Origin of the sequence: Janthinobacterium sp. 17J80-10 (genome assembly GCF_004114795.1) — a bacterium.
GTDB lineage: Bacteria > Pseudomonadota > Gammaproteobacteria > Burkholderiales > Burkholderiaceae_D > Paucimonas.
This window is the reverse complement of record NZ_CP035311.1, coordinates 3,280,429-3,299,948: the sequence shown is the minus strand read 5'-3', so window position 1 is coordinate 3,299,948 and position 19,520 is coordinate 3,280,429. Positions and strand designations below refer to the sequence as shown.

Here is a 19,520-nt window from a genome sequence, read left to right as displayed (position 1 = left end):
CGCTTTTATACAAAATACACGTCTCGCCATGCATCCAGGCTGCCACTGCGCCGGATGGGGCAACAGATTTCAAAACTTGTTTTAGGAAATGCAATGCGTCTCATTCTCTTGGGAGCGCCTGGTGCCGGAAAAGGTACCCAGGCCACATTCATCAAAGAAAAATTCAACATTCCCCAAATTTCGACCGGCGACATGCTGCGCGCCGCCGTCAAGGCGGGCACTGAACTTGGCCTGGCGGCCAAGAAGGTGATGGATGCCGGCGGCCTGGTGTCGGACGACATCATCATTGGCCTGGTCAAGGATCGCCTGAAAGAACCGGATTGCGCCAATGGCTATCTGTTCGACGGCTTTCCACGCACTATTCCCCAGGCCGACGCCATGAAGGAAGCCGGTGTGGCGATCGACTATGTGCTGGAAATCGATGTGCCCGACGACGCGATCGTCGAGCGCATGAGCGGCCGCCGCGTGCATCCTGCTTCGGGCCGTACCTACCATGTCAAGTTCAACCCGCCCAAGGCCGACGGCAAGGATGACGTGACCGGCGAAGACCTGATCCAGCGTGATGACGACCAGGAAGCCACTGTCCTGAAGCGCCTGCAGGTTTATCATGAGCAGACTGAAGTGCTGGTTGGCTATTACAACAAGTGGGCCGAATCCGGTCAGCCTGGTGCGCCGAAATATCGCAAGATTGCCGGGGTGGGGCCAGTCGAGTCCATCCGCGACCAGGCGTTCGCGGCGCTCGAAAACTGAAAATAAAGCGGACTTCGAGTCCGCTTTTTTGCATCTCCAGGGGTTTTGTCACGAACTGACGGAACCGGCCCGCATAGAATAAAAAGCAATAAGGGCCGCGATAAATTTTGCAGTGGCAGTGGAAGCACTTGAACTTTGTCGTCATAACAAGGAGGGGAGATCATGGCAGATGCAGCTTTGTGGTTCGCCGTTGCCTGCGGCGTGATAGCGGTCGTCTACGGCCTGGTTTCGCGCAGCTGGATCCTGAAACAGGACCCCGGCAATGCGCGCATGCAGGAAATTGCCGCTGCCGTCCAGCAGGGGGCAGCAGCCTACCTGGCGCGGCAGTACAAGACGATTGCCATGGTCGGCATTGTCCTTGCCATCCTGATCGGTGTTTTTCTCGGCGTTACTTCGGCAATTGGCTTCGTGCTCGGCGCCATCCTCTCGGGCGCCTGTGGCTTCATCGGCATGAATGTCTCGGTGCGCGCCAACGTGCGTACCGCGCAGGCGGCCACGCGCGGCATCGGCCCGGCGCTGGATGTGGCGTTCCGCGGCGGCGCCATTACCGGCATGCTGGTGGTCGGACTGGGCTTGCTCGGCGTGTCGCTGTTTTTCTGGTATCTCACTGGCGGCGCCAAGATCGATGCCGCAACGCTGAAGCCGTTGCTGGGGCTTGCCTTCGGCGCTTCGCTGATCTCGATTTTCGCGCGCCTGGGCGGCGGCATCTTCACCAAGGGCGCGGACGTTGGCGCCGACCTGGTGGGCAAGGTGGAAGCGGGCATTCCCGAGGACGATCCGCGCAACCCGGCCGTGATCGCCGATAACGTCGGCGACAATGTCGGCGATTGCGCCGGCATGGCGGCCGACCTTTTCGAGACCTACGCCGTCACCCTGATTGCCACCATGACGCTGGGCGCCCTGATGGTCAGCGGCGCACCCCTCAATGCGGTGCTGTACCCGCTGGTGCTGGGGGGCGTATCGATCATCGCCTCCATCATCGGCTGCAACTTCGTCAAGGCTTCGCCCGGCATGAAGAACGTCATGCCGGCGCTGTATCGCGGCCTGATCGTCGCCGGCGTGATTTCCCTGATCGCCTTCTATTTCGTCACCACCTGGCTGTTCCCGCAGCCGGTCGAGGTGGCTGGCGGCAAGTCCATCGGCGCCATGGCCCTGTTCGGATCCTGCGTGGTGGGCCTGGTGTTGACCGGCATGATGGTCTGGGTTACCGAGTACTACACCGGCACCAACTTCAAGCCGGTGCAGCACGTGGCGCAGGCTTCGACAACCGGCCATGGCACCAACATCATTGCCGGGCTGGGCGTCTCCATGAAATCCACTGCCTGGCCGGTGCTGTTCGTGTGCGGGGCGATCTGGGTCTCGTTCACCCTGGCCGGATTGTATGGCATCGCCGTGGCTGCCACCGCCATGCTCAGCATGGCCGGCATCGTCGTTGCGCTGGACGCCTACGGCCCGATTACCGACAACGCCGGCGGCATCGCCGAAATGGCAGATCTGCCCGACAGCGTGCGCGCCATCACCGATCCGCTCGATGCCGTGGGCAACACGACCAAGGCCGTCACCAAGGGTTACGCCATTGGCTCGGCGGGACTTGCGGCGCTGGTACTGTTTGCCGACTATACGCATGGGCTGGAAGCGCGCGGCATCAGCGTGCGCTTCGACCTGTCCGACCACATGGTGATCATTGGTCTCTTTATCGGTGGGTTGATTCCCTACCTGTTCGGCGCGATGGCGATGGAAGCCGTGGGTCGCGCCGCCGGCGCCGTGGTGGAAGAGGTGCGGCGCCAGTTCCGCGACATCCCCGGCATCATGGAAGGCACCGGCAAGCCCGAGTATGGCCGGGCGGTGGACATGCTGACCACGGCCGCCATCAAGGAAATGATCGTGCCGTCGCTCTTGCCGGTGGTGGTGCCCATCGTGGTAGGCATGGTGCTGGGGCCGGTGGCGCTTGGCGGTCTTTTGATGGGCACCATCGTGACGGGCCTGTTTGTGGCGATCTCGATGTGCACCGGCGGCGGCGCCTGGGACAATGCCAAGAAATATATCGAGGACGGCCACCACGGCGGCAAGGGCTCCGACGCCCACAAGGCGGCAGTCACCGGCGACACGGTCGGCGACCCCTACAAGGATACGGCGGGTCCCGCTGTCAATCCGCTGATCAAGATCATCAACATCGTCGCGCTCCTGATCGTGCCGCTGTTGCCAGCTGCCGGTCTCTAGAGGCCGGCAGACAGGAAAAAAGGCAGCTGCGGCTGCCTTTTTTCTTGCCCGTGCCTCTCGAATCCTTGGCGGCGATGCGCTATAGTTCGCGTTCAATAAAAATTTTATTTTGCCAAGACAGGGAACATCATGCAGATCAAAGATAACGTATTCATCATTACCGGCGCCGCATCCGGACTGGGCGCCGCCAGCGCGCGCATGATCGCCGCCAGTGGCGGCAAGGTGGTACTGGCTGACGTCCAGGTGGAAGCAGGTGAAAAGCTGGCTGCCGAATTGCAGGGCAAGTTCCTCAAGTGCGACGTAACCTCCGAGGGCGATGCCGCAGCCGTGGTGGCAGCTGCCCAGGCGCTGGGCACATTGCGCGGCCTGATCAATTGCGCCGGCATCGCGCCGGCCTCAAAAACCGTCGGCAAGGACGGCCCGCACCCGCTCGACCTGTTCCAGCGGGTCATCAGTATCAACCTGATCGGCACGTTCAACATGTCGCGCCTGGCAGCGGACGCCATGTCGAAGGCAGAAGCCGGCGAGCAGGGCGAGCGCGGCGTGATCATCAACACCGCTTCAGTCGCTGCCTTTGATGGCCAGATCGGCCAGGCAGCATACGCAGCCTCCAAAGCGGCTGTGGCCGGCATGACCCTGCCGATGGCACGCGACCTGTCGCGCAATGGCATTCGCGTCATGACGATTGCCCCGGGCATTTTCGAGACGCCCATGCTGCTGGGCATGCCGACAGAAGTGCAGGATGCACTGGGCAAGATGGTGCCGTTCCCGCCGCGTCTGGGCAAGCCGGCCGAGTACGCTCACCTGGCCAAGACCATTATTGAAAACGTCATGCTCAATGGCGAGACGATCCGCCTCGATGGCGCGATCCGCATGCAGCCGAAGTAAGTCCGTCCCACTGCTGGTATTGGCGCTGCGCGTATGTTTTGCGCATCATCACTTGCGGGAATCCCCACAAGGCAGCGCGGCTTTGCTAATCTGGAAGTATGGCAGGAGACCAAAATAAAATCGGCCTGTTGTTGACGGGCGGCGGCGCGCGCGCAGCGTACCAGGTGGGCGTGCTGCAGGGGGTGCAGGAAATCCTGCATGAGGCCGGCTGGGCTGCGGAGAGCTCGCCGTTCGATATCATCTGCGGCACGTCGGCCGGCGCCATCAATGCCACGGCCCTGGCCTGCCGCGCCGACAATTTCGCCGAAGGCGTCGACAAGCTGCTGGCGGTCTGGGCCAATTTCACCGCCGAACAAGTCTACCGCGCCGATTCGCTGGGGGTTTTGCGTTCCGGCGCCCGCTGGCTCTCGCTGATGTCCTTCGGCTGGCTATTGCGGGCATGGCATGCCAATCCGCCCAATTCACTGCTCAACAATACGCCGTTGGTCAGCCTGCTGCATCGCATGCTGGACTTGCCGCGCCTGGATGCCGCGCTGGCCAGCGGCAACTTGCATGCGCTGGCCGTGACAGCCTCATCGTATACGGCCGGGCATCACATCACCTTTTACCAGAGCGCGGCCGAGATCGCGCCCTGGAAGCGCAGCCAGCGCATTGCAGTGCAGACGCAGATCGGGGTCGAACATTTGTTGGCATCCTCGGCCATTCCCCTGATTTTTCCAGCGACGCCAATTTACTGCAACGACCAGCGCGAATATTTCGGCGACGGCTCGATGCGCCAGCTGGCGCCGATTTCGCCGGCGATCCACCTGGGGGCCGACAAGGTGCTGGTGATCGGTGCCGGCCGTCTGGTCGAGCCGACGCCAAAGGCTTCAGCGGTGGCAACGTATCCCAGCCTGGCGCAAATCGCCGGCCACGCGCTTTCCAGTATTTTTCTCGATAGCCTTGCCGTCGATATCGAGCGACTGCACCGCATCAACAACACGCTTTCCTACCTGCCGGAAGAGCACCGCCGGAAAACCCCGTTGCGGCCGATTGACATGCTGATCATCGCACCCTCGGAAAGGCTCGACGATATCGCCAGCCGCCATGTCGGCAGTTTGCCCATGCCGATCCGGACCCTGTTGCGCGGGATTGGCGCGACCGAAGTGCGCGGCGCCGCCCTGGCTTCGTACCTGTTGTTCGAGGCGAGTTATACAAGTGAACTGATCCGCTTGGGACGGGCGGATACACAGGCGCGCCGCGACGATGTGCTGGCTTTCTTTGGTGCTGATCGCCGCGCCAGCAGGCGCGGGGCATCAATGCCCCCGGTGGTCGAGCAAATGTCGGTGGGGGCCGAGTAGATGGCTTGAAGGTTTAATCGCGGCCGCGGTAATGGTCGTTGCCCTGCCGGAAATTGCCGCCATTGTAGTCGCGGTTGTGGTGGTGATGGTGGCGCGGGCGCTCGGCGTAATACGGCTGGCCGTAGACGACCGGGCCTGGGGCGCCGTAGACGACCACCGGCGCCTGCTCCACATACACGGGTTGCGGTTGCACATACACCGGCTGTGGATAGGAATAAACGGCTGGCGGCGGGGCATAGACGACGGCCGGAGCTGGCGTGCCGACGCTGACCGACCAGTTGACACCCGAGCGGTCGCCCGCTTGCGCCGCAGTTGCGCTGGCAGCCAGGGCGATGGCGATAAGGGTGCTGGAGTAAAGGGCGTGTTTCATGAGGAAGTCCTTGGTTGTTTAGCGATATTAAACGCCAAATTCGCGGCGAATGCCAAAACCGTTGCGTCAATGCCCCGTAATTTTTGAAACAATTTGTTTCGATGGTCACCAGGCGAAGATGCAGACTTGAAAGGAAGTCACTTGTTGTTTAAATTGAAATGGGTTGATTCATTTTCTGCAACAAGTTACGCTACGGTATCCAATTCAGACGCTTCTGTCAGAAATACTGTATTGCAATTATGAAATATTCGGCCATGAAATTCGCGAAAAGCATCGTTTTTGCTTTCATCGCCCTATTTTTTTCATTAAATGTCTCGGCCAGAGGGCCGCTGCCGCTGGAAACGATTGCCGTGCGCGATTTGCCGGTGGAAGCCCGCGCGACCTTTGTCCTGATAAAACAGGGCGGCCCCTTTCCCTATTCCCGGGATGGTGTTGTATTTAGGAACTATGAGGGGATTTTACCGAAGCAAAAGCGCGGGTATTATCGAGAATATACCGTAAAGACACCGGGCGTACGCCACCGGGGAGCACGCCGCATTATTGCCGGCGGCGAGCCGCCACCGGGCGAGGAATTCTATTATACCGATGACCACTATGTCAGTTTCAAGCGTATCAGAGAGTAATCGCACTGGCGCGGGTGATGTGAACTTGCTAGTGACCGTTGCTCCCAACGTGGTGCAGTCGATCCGCGCGTTTCGGGTGACCGATCTGCAGCAGGAAGCTGCGCGTCTGGGGCAGCACTTCCTGTATGCATATTGCGCAGAGGCAACAACCAAGCTGCAAGTCTTGTCGATCATCGCCAGTGCCTTTCATTTCCCGAGGCATTTTGGCAAGAATTTTGATGCCCTGGAAGATTGCCTGACGGATTTGCCCCATAAGGCCGGCCCCCAGAATGGTTTTCTGGTTGTCTTAGAGCAACTTCCTAATACGCCGAAATTTGACAAGGAAGCACGCGAAACCTTGCTGGATGTGTTCCGTGATGCCGCCGATTTCTGGGCAGACAAGAAAATTCCCTTCCGCGTTTTCTATTCCTTTCAATAGGCTGCAATAAGCCGATCTGACGGGCAAGGCCGGCGGTACGGTACAATGCCGGCCATGAAAAACATCGTTATCCTGATTTCCGGGCGTGGCAGCAACATGCAAGCCATCGTCGAGGCAGCACGCGCGGAAAAATGGCCGGCCAGGATTGCCGCCATCATCAGTAATCGCGCCGATGCCGGCGGTCTCGACTATGCCGCGGCAGCCGGCATTCCGACCGCCATCGTCGTCAGCAAGAACTACTCCAGCCGCGCCGAATTCGATGCTGCCCTGCAGGCAGAGATCGACCGCTTTGCTCCCGACCTCGTGGTGCTGGCCGGCTTCATGCGTATCCTGACGGCGCCGTTCGTGGACCATTACGCCGGACGGCTCATGAATATCCACCCCTCGCTTTTGCCCAGTTTCCCGGGCTTGGCAACCCACCAGCAGGCATTGAGTTTCGGCGTCAAGGTGCACGGGGCCACGGTGCATTTCGTCACCGCCGATCTCGACCATGGTCCGATCGTCGCGCAGGCCGCCGTGCCGGTGCTGCCGGACGATTCGGAAGATACCCTTGCCGGCCGCGTCCTGGAACAGGAACACATCATTTACCCCCGCGCGGTGCGCTGGTTTGTCGAGGGGCGCCTGACGATTGAAGACGGGCGCGTTCATCTCGCAGCCGATGCACGATAACGTTGGCGCCAACCCGTAATTATTGAAGGATTCCCCATGAGATTGCCTCCCGCAATCATCGGTCACACCGACGAAGTCTTGCGCGAAGTGCTGCGCTTAACCGGCCCGGCAGATGTCACTTTGTCGCGGTATTTTCGCGAGCATCCCAAGCTCGGTTCGCGCGAGCGCGGCGTCATTGCCGAAGGCGTGTACGCGATCCTGCGCAACAAGCTGGTCTATACCAATTTTGCCGAGTCCGGCATCGGCGCGGCCATGCGCCGCATCAGCCTGCTGGGCCTGGCTGACACCGTCGGTGTCGATGCCCTGGGCGGGCTGGCGCCGGAAGAGGTGACCTGGCTGAACCGCGTGCTGCAGATCGACCGTGCCACGTTGCCGTTGGCATTGCGCAGCAACCTGCCGACATGGCTGTTCGACAAGCTTCTGGCGCGCGAAGGCGAGGCCGGCTTGCTGGAACTGGCGGACGCCCTGAATCGCCCGGCGCCGCTGGACTTGCGCGTCAATGCCCTGAAGGCGTCACGCGAGGATGTCGTAAGCGAGCTGGCTGCCGCCCCCATCATTGCCGAGCCGACGCCGTACGCGCCGCTGGGCATCCGCATCCTGAAAAAGCCGCCCTTGCAGAACCTGCCGCTGTTCCAGAGCGGCGCCATCGAGGTGCAGGACGAAGGCAGCCAGATGCTGGCGCAGATCGTCGGCGCCAAGCGCGGCGAAATGGTGGTGGATTTTTGCGCCGGGGCCGGCGGCAAGACCCTGGCGCTGGGCGCCAACATGCGCAATACCGGTCGCCTCTATGCTTTCGATGTTTCCGACAAGCGCCTGGCCAAGCTCAAGCCGCGCCTGGCGCGCAGCGGCCTGTCGAACGTCCATCCGGTGCTGATCGCGCATGAAAACGATGCCAAGGTCAAGCGCCTGGCCGGCAAGATCGACCGCGTGCTGGTGGATGCGCCCTGCAGCGGCTTGGGCACCCTGCGCCGCAACCCGGACATGAAGTGGCGCCAGACGCCGCAATCGGTGGCCGAACTCAATGCCAAGCAAACCGCAATCCTGGCCGGCGCATCGCGCCTGGTGAAGGCCGGCGGCCGCCTGGTGTATGCCACCTGCAGCCTTCTGGACGAGGAAAACCAGGCGATTGTCGAGCAGTTCCTGGCGACGCACGAAGACTTCACGCTGGTGCCGATGCATGAAGTTCTGGCCGAGCAAAAGATCGCCCTGGAGATGCAGGATTACCTGCAGCTGACGCCGCAAAAACACCAGACCGACGGATTCTTTGCTGCGGTCCTGCAACGCCGGAAGTAAGGCCATGACGTCGACGTTATTGTCGCCGCTGTGGCAGGATGTCCTGAGCGATCTGCAACATCCCGACGTATTCTGGCAAATCGTGACCATCGCCGTGTGCCTGGCGCTTTCGTGGGGGCTGGCGCGCCTGTTGCGCCCGCGCCTGTCGGCGCAAGACCCTCAGCAGCGCCTGCGGCAGCTGGGCGCGGAAGGGCTTGCCCGGGCGCTGTGGCCATTGCTGGCGCTCATGCTGATCTGGCTGGCGCGTTGGGTGCTGGGCCAGTGGCAGCCAGTCAACCTGCTGCGGCTGGCGACGGCGCTGATCACGGCGTTTGCCGTGATCCGCCTGGCCTTATATGTGTTACGGCGGGTTTTCGTGCGCGGCGGCCGCGTCAGCGCTACCCAGCACATGGTCGAACGTGCCTTTGCCATCCTGGTATGGGCTGGCTTTGCCTTGCACATCACGGGCCTGTTGCCTGAATTGCTCAATGTGCTGGAGCAGGCGGTACTGCCTATCGGTAAAAGCAAGCTGTCCGTATTGGCGATCCTGCAGGCAGGGGTCTTCGTCGTCATCACCCTGGTCGCCGCGCTGTGGATCGGCGCAACGCTGGAAGAGCGGCTGATGCGCATCGACGGCATGCATGCCTCAATGCGGGTCGTCCTGGCCCGCCTGGGGAAATCGGTACTGATCGTCCTGGCGGTGCTGTTCAGCCTGTCCCTGGTCGGCATCGACCTGACGGTCCTGTCGGTTTTTGGCGGCGCCCTGGGTGTCGGCATTGGCTTGGGCATGCAACGAATCGTCAGCAATTATGTTGCCGGATTCATCATCCTGCTGGAACGCAGCTTGTCGATTGGCGACGTGGTTACGGTCGACAAGTACAGCGGGACGGTGCGCCGGATAAATACCCGTTACACGACCATACGTGCTGCCGATGGTGCCGATGCCATCATTCCCAATGAGATGCTGTTGTCCAATCCGGTTCAAAACCAGTATTTGAGCGACCGCTCGGTACGCCTGGTTGCCCGCGTCACGGTGGGTTACGAATCCGATGTCGACGAGGTTTTGCAATTGCTGGTTGCCACGACTGCGGCCGTACCGCGTGTCAGCCAGGAGCCGGCACCCGTTGCCTTGCTGCTGAATCTCGGGGCCGATGGACTGGAAATGGAAACCGCTTTCTGGATCGACGATCCCGAGAACGGACGCGGCAACGTTTTGTCGGACGTCAATCGAGCGATCCTGAAAGCGTTGCAGTTAAGAAATATAAGTATTCCATATCCACAACGCGAAGTAAGAATAATTAACAAAATTGAAACTTGAGATCTTTGGGGTTGCCCTCAAAAAACGGGTACAATCACACTAAGACCAATAAAAACAATGAATTAAGCGTGGCCTTGCCCAGGCAAAGCAAGGCTGAAGAGATGGATTTTTTTGGAGCTGCAAAACTTTGGACACAATTTTGAATTTTCTGGCGAACGGTCTGACTAGCGCCAGCGGTTGGGAAGTACTGGTTTACACCTTGATCGTGACGCACATCACGATCTTGGGTGTGACGCTGTACCTGCACCGTTGCCAGGCGCATCGCGGTCTGGAACTGCATGCAATCCCCAGCCATTTCTTCCGTTTCTGGCTGTGGCTGACCACCGGCATGCAAACCAAGCAGTGGGCCGCGATTCACCGCAAGCATCACGCCAAATGCGAAACTGAAGAAGACCCGCATAGCCCGGTGACCCGTGGCATCAAGAAAGTCTTTTTCGAAGGTGCCGAGCTGTACCGCGCCGAAGCGAAGGTGGCGGAGACCATGGAAAAGTATGGCCACGGCACGCCGGACGACTGGATTGAACGTAATCTTTACACCAAATACAGTACTGTGGGCCTGATCTCGATGTTGTTCATTAACATCATGTTGTTCGGCATCGTCGGTTTGAGCGTCTGGGCAATTCAAATGGTCTGGATCCCGATCAATGCCGCCGGCATCATCAATGGTATTGGCCACTACTGGGGCTACCGCAATTACGATTGCGCTGACGCTTCGACCAATGTTTTCCCTTGGGGCATCATCATTGGTGGCGAAGAGCTGCATAACAATCACCACACTTTCGGTACTTCCGCCAAGTTCTCGTCGAAATGGTACGAGTTCGATATTGGTTGGATGTATATCTGCATCCTGAAAAGCGTGGGTTTGGCCAAGGTGAAGAAGATCGCGCCGCAGCCCAAGTTTGACCGCGAAAAGCTGGTGGCCGATTTGGAAACCCTGCAGGCAGTGATCGCCAATCGTTACGATGTGATGGCGAAATATGCCAAGTCGCTCAAGCAAACCTGGCACGACGAACTGGAGCACCTGAAGGCCAAGTCGCAGATGGAATCGGGCGCCCTGAAGTCGTCGCGCAAGCTGCTGCAAAGCGAGCCTGCCAAGCTGGCCGCGCCCCAGCAACAGCAATTGTCGGCAGTCCTGGCACACAGCAAGCCGCTGCAGACCATGCACGACATGCGTGCCGAACTCGCCGCTATCTGGGACCGCTCGCATGCCACCAGCGATCAGCTGCTGCATCAGTTGCAAGACTGGTGTGTCCGTGCGGAGGCTTCCGGCATCAAGGCGCTGCAAGAGTTTTCGCTGCGTCTGCGCAGCTATGCCTGATTAAGGCCGGAGAAGGCTGGACGGTCTTTGAATTGACCTTCCCAAAACCCGCTAGCAGCGATGCGAAGCGGGTTTTTTTATGCCTGCACCGTGAAAAATGCGCTGCCGCCCTTGCAAGGTTTAATTGGCTTGCCTTCGATGCAACTGGATGGCGAAAATGAGGATGCCGATTTCCAGAAGAAATGACCAGTGCAGAATGAAATTCAACCACCAGGGCTGGTAAAGCGCAGGAACTGGAAAAGCCGCGAAATACCGGTCGATGAAAGGTGCAAGCCACTGTATCGATCCAACCACAGTATCGAGAACCATATGCACAAGGCCATTGAAAGCAAAGATGGCTGCCAGGGCGGCCATTGAATTTGAACGGCTCCTGTAAAGCCAGAACAGCGCACACAACAGTAGCACCGTCCAGGTCAGAGGGAAATGCGAAAAATAACTGTGATGATTGTGTTGTCTGTGATCGATGAGATAAAAATAAAATATATCCAGGTCCGGCGCAATTGCCCCGAACACACCACTGGCTAGAAATTTTTTCTTATAAACGCCGGTGAATCTGAAATGCGGGAAAAGCATTGCAGAACTGATATAACCTGCCGGCAAGTGGGCAATAAACATACAGGCTCCGTTTGGCATAGACTTGCGCCTTGTTTGCAGTCTGAAGGTTGTTGCAGAAGTAACGTGACGAAATCGCGCAGCGGTTTTCCGCTGCGCGACAAGTCCGTGCTTATGCATGCAAACCTGGCGGTTTGCCGACCTGATACCAGTCGACCTTGCGGGTAGCGATCATGATGGCCGAGAGCACGCCAAACAGCAGGATGCTGCCCATGACCAGTGCATTATTTTCCGAACGCAGCAGCCCAAACAGCACGCCGTAGAGCACGGTGAGCGCGATGCCAAATCCCATACCGCGTTTCCAGTTGCGTAATGCATAGGCTAAGTAAAAGCCGATCAGGACGATACAAGCGCTGCTGGCGATCAGATAGGCTTGGACGAAGCGGATATGCTCGGACAGGCTTACCAGCAGCAGGAAGAACAGCGCCAGTGCCAGACCCACCAGCAGGTATTGCACCGGGTGAATCGGCAACTGTTTGAGCAGTTCAAACAGGAAAAATGCAGCAAAGGTCAGGGCAACGAACAACAAGCCGTATTTGATTGCACGGTCTGCCTGCGAATAGATATCGACCGGCTCAATGAAACCGACGCTGAAGTAATCAAGATTTTCCAGCGTGGCATTCCCGCCTGGCGCCGTGCCGGAACGACTGCCGGCTTGTTCAAGCTGCGTCAACTGTTGTTGCGCGCTGGTCGCCAGCGCTGAAATGTTCCAGGTGGCTGAAAATCCATTGGCATCGACCGTGCGCGTTTTGGGCGTGGGCAGGAAGCGGCCGCCGAATTGCGGATGCGGCCACTTCGAACTCAATGTGATCTGGTTGTTTTTTGCCACTGGCACGAAATGCAGGCGCTCGATACCGTCCAGCCCCAGATCGAACGAAAACTTGGCGGTAGTCGCCTGCTTGAGGTCGCCTGTATCGACAGGCGCATGCAAGCCGTTCTTGAAAGCGGACAGGTCCGCGCCCTGCGCGAATTCGACCGCCGTGCCATTCCAGGTGATTTTTGGAATATTGCGGATGCCCCGCACATCTTCGATGGTCAGCGCGACAAACGGTTGGCCAAGGGTGAGGCGGGATTCAGGTTTTTCACGCTCGAAGCTGGCCAGGGCAGGCAAGACGAAGTCGCCCGACAATGTTTGCTGGCTGCTGTACACCAGGACCTTGTGAATGCCGCGATAGCGTTGATCCGTATCGACCGTGCCTTTCACCTGCAGGTCGTTGGGAAATACCAGCCGGCGCTTGCTCACGACGCGCTTTACGATCCGAGTCTTTCTGGGTTCTGCTTCCAGCAATTGTTCTTCATCATATTCGTCCGTGTAGGGGATCACCAGCAGCGGGCCGATGACGGTCTGCTCGCGCACCGAGTCTGCTGCGATGCTGTTGACGGCCTGGGCGTGATAGGCCATGCGTTCGGAAATCGTGGACTGAATCATCATCAATGGCAGCCCGATCAGGAAAATCAGGGCGCCTACGATCAGGGCTTTGAACAACAAGGTTTTTTGCATGGCGAATTCCTGTTCTTGTAAGGAATTACCAGTGTAAAAAGCCAGTATGAAGCGATGATGCGTTTTATGTGAAGCGAAAGTATGTCAGGCGAGCGGCAGGCGCAATTGCGCGCAGGCGCCGCCGCCGTCACGGTTGATGACTTCCACCGAGCCGCCGTGCAACAGCGCCACTTCCCTGACGAACGGCAGGCCGAGTCCGGTACTTTTGGCGCCGTCGGCGCGGGGCAGGGAATAAAAACGGTCGAATATGCGCTGGCGCGCATAGTCGGGAATGCCGCTGCCACGGTCGCATAGCGTAACTAGGACGCATTCGCCGCTGCGGCTGGCGTCCAGGGTCAGCGTACTGCCGGCCGGGGCGAAATCGATGGCATTGTCCAGCAGGTTGCCAAGCGCCTGGCGCAGCAGCAAGGCGTCACCCATCAAGACCAGTTCATCAATCCGGATTTCCAGTGCCAGGTTGCGGGCCGCCAACCTCGATGCAAAATCCGCCCGCAGCCAGGCCGCGAGCTCCCCTGTGGTAACGGGTTGGCGCGTCGCCAGGCGCTGCTGCTTTTCCACTTTGATCAACGCCAGCAGTTTGTCGATCAATTGCTTCTGCCGGTCGTTCTGTTCGAGGATATTGGCCAGAAAGTGGCGGCGTTGTTCTTCAGGCATTTCTTCCTGCAACAATTCGGCCGAACCCTGGATGGCGGCGATCGGGCTTTTCAATTCATGCGCGAGCGTGTGCATCAGTTCTTCGACATATTCCTTGCCTTCCAGCTTGTGTCGCATTCCTTCGAGCGCGCGCCCCAGGGCGCCGATTTCGTCATTACCCAGTTGGGGCAATACAGCTTTCTTGCCTGCTTCGACTGCGCTGACATAGCGTTGCAGCCTGCGCACGGAGTGGGTGAGCCACCAGGCGAATGCCAGGCTGATCAGCAAGGAAACCGCCAGCAGCACGGCGCCTTGGCGCAGGATGCGTTGCTGGCTGCGCTCGACGAACGGCTGGACGGTGGCATTGGGCTTGGCGACGGTCAGCACGCCGATGATGCGGTCGCCGTCGCGGATCGGCGCGGCGACATACATCACGGTTGAATTTTCATCGTAGGTATTGGCGCGGGTGCTGCGCGCGCCATACTTGCCGCGCAACGTCAGGTAGACGTCATTCCAGCGCGAGTAATCCTTGCCAACGTCCCGGCCGGTAGAGTCGAACTGCACGATGCCCTTGCCATCGGTGACATAGACGCGGTAATCCAGACTTGCCTTGGCGATGCCACTGATGGAGACGTCCAGGCTGTGCCGGGTGGATTGCGGCATGCGAGTTACCAGAGCCGACTCATGCAGGCGGCCAGCCTTCAGATCGTCGCTGATCAAGGCAGCCAGCAATTGGGATGTGTCTACCAGGGTATCTTCCAGCGTGCCGCGCACCCCGGGCTTGATTTCCTGGGCAAAGACGTTCAAGACGAACCACGCCACAAGGCCCATCAGCAGGAAATAGCCCAGCAGGATGCGCAGTCCGATCTTCACGCTGCGCTCAGGCTGTAGCCCATGCCGCGATGGGTCTGGATAGGATCGTCGTTTTCATCGATGCTGCGCAATTTTGCCCGCAATGACTTGATGTGCGCATCGACCGTGCGCTCCAGCGTATCGGGAGCATCCGACCAGACCCGGTCCATCAATTGCGCGCGCGACAGGATATGGCCGCGGTGCTGGATGAAGGTTTTAAGCAGCAGATACTCATAGCGCGTCAGGTCGAGCGCCTGGCCGGCAAAGAAGATACGGCCTTCCTGTTCGCGCACGTCGAAGCGGGCGGTGGGCGCGACCCTTGCAGGTGGGACGGACGAACTGGATGCCTGACGCCGCAGGATCGCGCGGATGCGTGCCACCAGTTCGCGCGGTGAAAATGGCTTGGTCAGGTAGTCGTCGGCGCCGATTTCCAGGCCGACAATGCGGTCAATCTCGTCGCTGCGCGCCGTCAGGAAGATGACGGGAATGTCGGAAAACTGCCGCAGGCGCCGGCAAACCTCGAACCCGCTCATGTCCGGCAAACCGACATCCAGCACCACCAGTGCGGGTTGAGGCGCGTCTGGTGCGTCAAGCAGCACCAGTGCCGCTTCGCCCAGGGTCACATGGTGCGGCATGAAGCCGTCCGTGCGCAATGCATACAGGATGCTGTCGGCAATGGCTGCTTCGTCTTCGACAATCAGGATCGCTTGGGGCATGGGCAAGTTGGCGGTGGACATAAAAAAAGCCGTTCCAGGAAGAACGGCTTTTATCATACAAAAGTTTTATCGATCTGAATTACTTGATCTTGGTCTCTTTATACTCAACATGCTTGCGTGCCTTGGGATCGAACTTCATGATCGCCAATTTTTCAGGCGTGGTGCGCTTGTTCTTGGTGGTGGTGTAGAAGTGACCGGTACCTGCGGTCGACTCCAGTTTGATTTTGTCGCGGCCAGATTTCGCCATGATAATTCCTCGTTAGATTAGACTTTTTCGCCACGGGCGCGCATGTCGGCCAGAACGGCATCGATACCGATCTTGTCGATAACACGCAGGCCGGCGTTGGACAGGCGCAGGGAAACCCAGCGGTTTTCGGATTCAACGAAAATGCGGCGATTTTGCAGGTTGGGCAAAAAGCGACGTTTCGTCTTGTTGTTTGCATGGGAAACGTTGTTGCCGACCATCGGCCCCTTCCCGGTGACTTGGCAAACACGTGCCATAACAGACTCCTTAAAAATTCCGAAATTGGAAAAAAAGAGAGTGTATCGGAAAAATACCGATTTTTCAATGACTTGCGAAAAACAAGTGTGTCTTTGTTGATTCGTTTTATTTAACAATTTGCGTTGTCCGGTGTGACAATCCATGCCGAAGCGGTGTTCATGCACCATTGCGGTGTCGTTTTACAGCTGGCCGTGCTCTGCAAAGGAATGCACGTGGGGACCGGCAACGATGAAATGATCCAGTACACGCACATCCACCAGGGCCAGCGCCTGTTTCAGTGCTTGCGTGAGACTATGGTCGGCGGCGCTGGGGTCCGGGGTGCCGGAAGGGTGGTTATGCGCAAAAATCACGCTGGCCGCATTGTGGGCCAGCGCCGCCTTGACGACTTCGCGTGGATAGACGCTGGTGTGGGTGAGAGTGCCGCGAAACAGTTCGTCGCTGGCGATCAGGCGGTTTTTGACGTCCAGGAACAGGACTGCAAAAATTTCATGCGGCTTGACCGCCAGAAGCAATTGCAGGTAATGCCGCACCGTCTGGGGCGAACTGAGCGCCACGCCTGCCTGTAACTGTTCCGTCATTGCCCTGCGCGCCAATTCCAGCACGGCTTGCAACTGCGCATACTTGGCTGGTCCAAGGCCGTTAATGGCGGAAAACTCGGTGAGCTTCGATGAAAACATCCGGTTCAGCGAACCGAAATGGCCGACCATGTCGCGGCCAAGGTCGACCGCACTCTTGCCCGCCACGCCCACGCGCAGGAATACCGCCAATAATTCGGCGTCGGACAGCGCCTGGGGACCATGCCGGATCAGGCGTTCGCGCGGACGGTGTTCTTCGGGCCAGTCGGTAATTGCCATAAATGACGAGGATAGTTGCCCGACAAAAAAATGTTTTGCGGGCGCGCAAGACTGGCATAAACAGCGCTTTTGCCTCAAGCTGGCTTAAAATAGGCGGTTATCCTGCCTTTCGGAATTTTTATGTCTAATTCGCAACTGCCTTTCGTTACCGAATCCTCGTACCTCACCTTGCATTACCGCCTGATGTCGATGGCGGGTGAAGATATCATCAGCACGTTCAAGGATACACCGGCCACATTGCAGCTCGGTTTGGGCCAGCTGGCACCGCCGCTCGAAGCCATCTTGCTGGGCTTGCCTGAAGGTACGCATCAAACTTTTGAACTGACGCCGGAACAGGCGTTCGGCCCACGCAACCCGGAGTTGATCCAGCGGGTTTCGCGCGCCACCCTCGAAGAAAATTCCGCCCCGGGTGAAAGCTACACAGTGGGTGACCTGGTGGATTTTGCTGCGCCTGGCGGCGGGCGTTTCGCGGGCGTGCTGCTGGAAATAAATGACAAGGATGCCTTGTTCGACTTTAACCATCCACTGGCGGGCCAGCCGGTCAAGTTCGAAGTCAAGATCATCGGCGTCCTGTAATCAACCAGCGGACCGGCGCGTATGCCGGTAACTTGCTGCAACAGGAATTCAAAAGGGATTCATCATGGACAAGGAAGTATTGCTGGCGCAGCCGCGCGGATTTTGTGCCGGCGTGGATCGCGCCATCGAGATCGTCGAGCGTGCGCTGGCCCAGTTTGGTGCGCCGATCTACGTGCGGCACGAAATTGTGCACAACGCCTATGTGGTCGAGGACTTGCGCAGCAAGGGCGCCGTCTTCATCGAAGAGCTGGAGGATGTCCCGGCCGGCAATACGGTCATTTTTTCCGCGCACGGTGTTTCCAAGGCCGTCGAGGCCGAAGCGGCGGCGCGCGGCCTGAAGGTATTCGATGCCACTTGCCCTCTGGTGACCAAGGTCCACATGGAAGTGGCCAAGATGCGCCGCGAAGGACGGGAAATCGTCATGATCGGCCATGCAGGACATCCGGAAGTCGAAGGCACCATGGGCCAGACCGACGAAGGTATGCACCTGGTTGAGACCGTCGCCGATGTCGACAAGCTGGCAGTGCGCAGTCCCGACCTGCTCGCCTACGTATCGCAAACCACGCTGTCGGTGGACGATACTGCCGACGTCATCGCCGCCCTCAAGCGGCGCTTTCCGAATATCGCCGAACCGAAAAAAGGCGACATCTGCTACGCCACCACCAACCGACAGGAAGCGGTCAAGTTCATGGCGCCGCAGGTGGATCTGGTCATCGTGGTCGGCAGCCCCAACAGTTCCAATTCCAACCGCTTGCGCGAAGTCGCGCGCAAGAAGGGTACGGAAGCCTACATGGTGGACAATGCCGGAGAAATCGACCCTGCCTGGCTGGAAGGCAAGAAACGCATTGGCGTGACCGCTGGCGCCTCCGCCCCCGAAATTCTGGTGAATGAAGTAATTGCGCGCCTGAAGGCATTCGGTGCCCAGAGCGTGCGGCCGCTGGAGGGCGTCGAGGAACATGTGACATTCCCGATGCCCAAGGGCCTGGGCATTCAGCCCGCGGCAAAGGACTGAGCACGGCAAAAGACGGCACCCGCGATGAAAATTCCGGGTGCCGTTTGATTATCAGGAACGATTATTGCTGCAAAGGAGACAGCAGCAATCAATCGCGTGGCACCTTCTTCAATGGCTTCATAAAATAATTATTCAAATGGATATTTTCATCCAGCAGATCGTCAACGGTCTGGTGTTGGGTAGCATGTATGCGCTGATCGCCCTGGGCTATACCATGGTGTACGGCGTGCTCAATCTTATTAATTTTGCCCATGGCGAGGTGCTGATGATCGGCGCCATGACGGGCCTGACCATCCTGAATATCCTGCACGATGTCGCGCCGGGGTTGCCCGGCCCGGTCAAGCTCCTGATTGCGATTGCCGGCGCGATTCCCGTATGCGTGCTGGTCAATGTCGTCATCGAGCGCGTGGCTTACCGGCGCCTGCGCAATGCCCCGCGCCTGGCGCCGCTGATTACCGCCATAGGCGTGTCGATCCTGCTGCAGACCTTCGCCATGATGATCTGGGGGCGCAATCCGCTGCCGTTCCCGCAGGTGATGCCGTCCGACCCTTATGAAATATTCGGCGCGCTGATTTCATCCACCCAGGTCATGTTGCTGCTCCTGGCGGCATTGGCGATGGCCGCACTGGTCTATCTCGTGGAGAGAACCAAAATGGGCCGCGCCATGCGCGCTACCGCAGAAAACCCGCGCGTGGCCGGTCTCATGGGCGTGGATGCCAACCGCGTGATCATGTTCACCTTTGCCGTCGGCGCCGCGCTGGCGGCGGTGGCTGGCGTCATGTGGGGCGCAAATTATTCGTCCGCGCAGTTCGCCATGGGTTTTACTCCAGGAATCAAGGCATTTTCTGCCGCGGTGCTGGGTGGCATCGGCAATATCTACGGCGCCATGGCCGGCGGCATCCTGCTGGGCCTGATAGAAAGCCTGGGCGCCGGCTACATCGGCGAGCTGACCGGCGATTTCCTTGGTAGCCAGTACCAGGATATCTTCGCCTTTGTTGTCCTGATCATCGTGCTGACCCTGCGGCCTTCCGGCATCATGGGCGAGCGCGTGGCCGACCGCGCATAAGGGAGGGGCC

21 protein-coding genes are annotated in these 19,520 nt (G+C 59.0%); 13 read left to right on the top strand and 8 right to left on the bottom strand.

From position 1 onward, the window contains the following. The first annotated feature begins 93 nt into the window (after positions 1–93). The 4 genes from adk (at position 94) to EKL02_RS14805 (ending at position 5,198) form a co-directional block, all read left to right on the top strand. Positions 94–750, top strand: a complete 657-nt coding sequence (gene adk / locus EKL02_RS14820; protein ID WP_128902760.1) for an adenylate kinase — start codon at positions 94–96, stop codon at positions 748–750. 162 nt (positions 751–912) lie between these two features. Beyond that, positions 913–2,970, top strand: a complete 2,058-nt coding sequence (locus tag EKL02_RS14815; protein WP_128902759.1) for a sodium-translocating pyrophosphatase — start codon at positions 913–915, stop codon at positions 2,968–2,970. 129 nt (positions 2,971–3,099) lie between these two features. Further along, entirely contained in the window at positions 3,100–3,858 is a 759-nt protein-coding gene (locus EKL02_RS14810) for an SDR family NAD(P)-dependent oxidoreductase (protein ID WP_128902758.1), read from the top strand. Positions 3,859–3,956: 98 nt separating this feature from the next. After that, positions 3,957–5,198, top strand: coding sequence for a patatin-like phospholipase family protein (locus EKL02_RS14805; RefSeq protein WP_128902757.1), 1,242 nt, complete (start codon positions 3,957–3,959; stop codon positions 5,196–5,198). A 13-nt stretch (positions 5,199–5,211) separates the two neighbouring features. On the opposite strand, the gene EKL02_RS14800 is transcribed toward EKL02_RS14805, so the two are convergent. Next, positions 5,212–5,568 carry a hypothetical protein gene (locus tag EKL02_RS14800; RefSeq protein WP_128902756.1) on the bottom strand — a complete coding sequence of 119 codons (357 nt, stop codon included), beginning with the start codon at positions 5,566–5,568 and terminating at the stop codon, positions 5,212–5,214. Positions 5,569–5,807: 239 nt separating this feature from the next. Here EKL02_RS14800 and EKL02_RS14795 point away from each other — a divergent pair, with 239 nt between their 5' ends. From EKL02_RS14795 to EKL02_RS14770, 6 genes are all read left to right on the top strand, one after another. Then, positions 5,808–6,191, top strand: a complete 384-nt coding sequence (locus tag EKL02_RS14795; RefSeq protein ID WP_128902755.1) for a ribonuclease — start codon at positions 5,808–5,810, stop codon at positions 6,189–6,191. Positions 6,192–6,210: 19 nt separating this feature from the next. After that, the gene (locus EKL02_RS14790; RefSeq protein ID WP_128903522.1) at positions 6,211–6,609 is read left to right on the top strand and encodes a barstar family protein; all 399 of its coding nucleotides are present in this window, start codon (positions 6,211–6,213) and stop codon (positions 6,607–6,609) included. Positions 6,610–6,663: 54 nt separating this feature from the next. Further along, positions 6,664–7,278 carry a phosphoribosylglycinamide formyltransferase gene (purN, locus tag EKL02_RS14785; RefSeq protein WP_128902754.1) on the top strand — a complete coding sequence of 205 codons (615 nt, stop codon included), beginning with the start codon at positions 6,664–6,666 and terminating at the stop codon, positions 7,276–7,278. Positions 7,279–7,314: 36 nt separating this feature from the next. Further along, positions 7,315–8,571: an RsmB/NOP family class I SAM-dependent RNA methyltransferase gene (locus EKL02_RS14780; protein ID WP_128902753.1), complete on the top strand. Its 1,257-nt coding sequence runs from the start codon at positions 7,315–7,317 to the stop codon at positions 8,569–8,571. 4 nt (positions 8,572–8,575) lie between these two features. Continuing rightward, the gene (locus EKL02_RS14775; protein WP_128902752.1) at positions 8,576–9,868 is read left to right on the top strand and encodes a mechanosensitive ion channel domain-containing protein; all 1,293 of its coding nucleotides are present in this window, start codon (positions 8,576–8,578) and stop codon (positions 9,866–9,868) included. Between the two features lie 136 nt (positions 9,869–10,004). Further along, positions 10,005–11,186 (top strand): fatty acid desaturase, encoded by a 1,182-nt coding sequence (locus EKL02_RS14770; protein ID WP_128903521.1) that lies wholly within the window; start codon positions 10,005–10,007, stop codon positions 11,184–11,186. Positions 11,187–11,306: 120 nt separating this feature from the next. Here EKL02_RS14770 and EKL02_RS14765 read toward each other — a convergent pair whose 3' ends face one another. The 7 genes from EKL02_RS14765 to radC form a co-directional block, all read right to left on the bottom strand. After that, positions 11,307–11,801 (bottom strand): metal-dependent hydrolase, encoded by a 495-nt coding sequence (locus EKL02_RS14765; protein WP_128902751.1) that lies wholly within the window; start codon positions 11,799–11,801, stop codon positions 11,307–11,309. Between the two features lie 109 nt (positions 11,802–11,910). Further along, positions 11,911–13,299, bottom strand: a complete 1,389-nt coding sequence (creD, locus tag EKL02_RS14760) for a cell envelope integrity protein CreD (protein WP_128902750.1) — start codon at positions 13,297–13,299, stop codon at positions 11,911–11,913. Between the two features lie 84 nt (positions 13,300–13,383). Continuing rightward, positions 13,384–14,805 (bottom strand): two-component system sensor histidine kinase CreC, encoded by a 1,422-nt coding sequence (creC, locus tag EKL02_RS14755; RefSeq protein ID WP_128902749.1) that lies wholly within the window; start codon positions 14,803–14,805, stop codon positions 13,384–13,386. Next, on the bottom strand, positions 14,802–15,500 hold the full coding sequence (gene creB, locus EKL02_RS14750; protein ID WP_128903520.1) for a two-component system response regulator CreB: 699 nt from the start codon (positions 15,498–15,500) through the stop codon (positions 14,802–14,804). Before creB ends, creC begins: the two co-directional genes overlap by 4 nt. 79 nt (positions 15,501–15,579) lie before the next feature. After that, a complete protein-coding gene (rpmG, locus tag EKL02_RS14745; protein WP_007877024.1) occupies positions 15,580–15,747 on the bottom strand; it encodes a 50S ribosomal protein L33 in 168 nt (55 codons plus the stop codon). A gap of 17 nt (positions 15,748–15,764) precedes the next feature. Then, entirely contained in the window at positions 15,765–16,001 is a 237-nt protein-coding gene (rpmB, locus tag EKL02_RS14740; RefSeq protein WP_041296590.1) for a 50S ribosomal protein L28, read from the bottom strand. A 180-nt stretch (positions 16,002–16,181) separates the two neighbouring features. Next, the gene (radC, locus tag EKL02_RS14735; protein ID WP_128902748.1) at positions 16,182–16,856 is read right to left on the bottom strand and encodes a DNA repair protein RadC; all 675 of its coding nucleotides are present in this window, start codon (positions 16,854–16,856) and stop codon (positions 16,182–16,184) included. Positions 16,857–16,976: 120 nt separating this feature from the next. Here radC and EKL02_RS14730 point away from each other — a divergent pair, with 120 nt between their 5' ends. The 3 genes from EKL02_RS14730 to EKL02_RS14720 all read left to right on the top strand — a co-directional run bounded on the left by EKL02_RS14730 (position 16,977) and on the right by EKL02_RS14720 (position 19,510). Continuing rightward, positions 16,977–17,432, top strand: a complete 456-nt coding sequence (locus EKL02_RS14730) for an FKBP-type peptidyl-prolyl cis-trans isomerase (RefSeq protein WP_128902747.1) — start codon at positions 16,977–16,979, stop codon at positions 17,430–17,432. A gap of 64 nt (positions 17,433–17,496) precedes the next feature. After that, the gene (gene ispH / locus EKL02_RS14725) at positions 17,497–18,444 is read left to right on the top strand and encodes a 4-hydroxy-3-methylbut-2-enyl diphosphate reductase (protein WP_206732403.1); all 948 of its coding nucleotides are present in this window, start codon (positions 17,497–17,499) and stop codon (positions 18,442–18,444) included. Between the two features lie 136 nt (positions 18,445–18,580). Then, a complete protein-coding gene (locus tag EKL02_RS14720) occupies positions 18,581–19,510 on the top strand; it encodes a branched-chain amino acid ABC transporter permease (RefSeq protein ID WP_128902745.1) in 930 nt (309 codons plus the stop codon). Positions 19,511–19,520 lie beyond the last annotated feature (10 nt).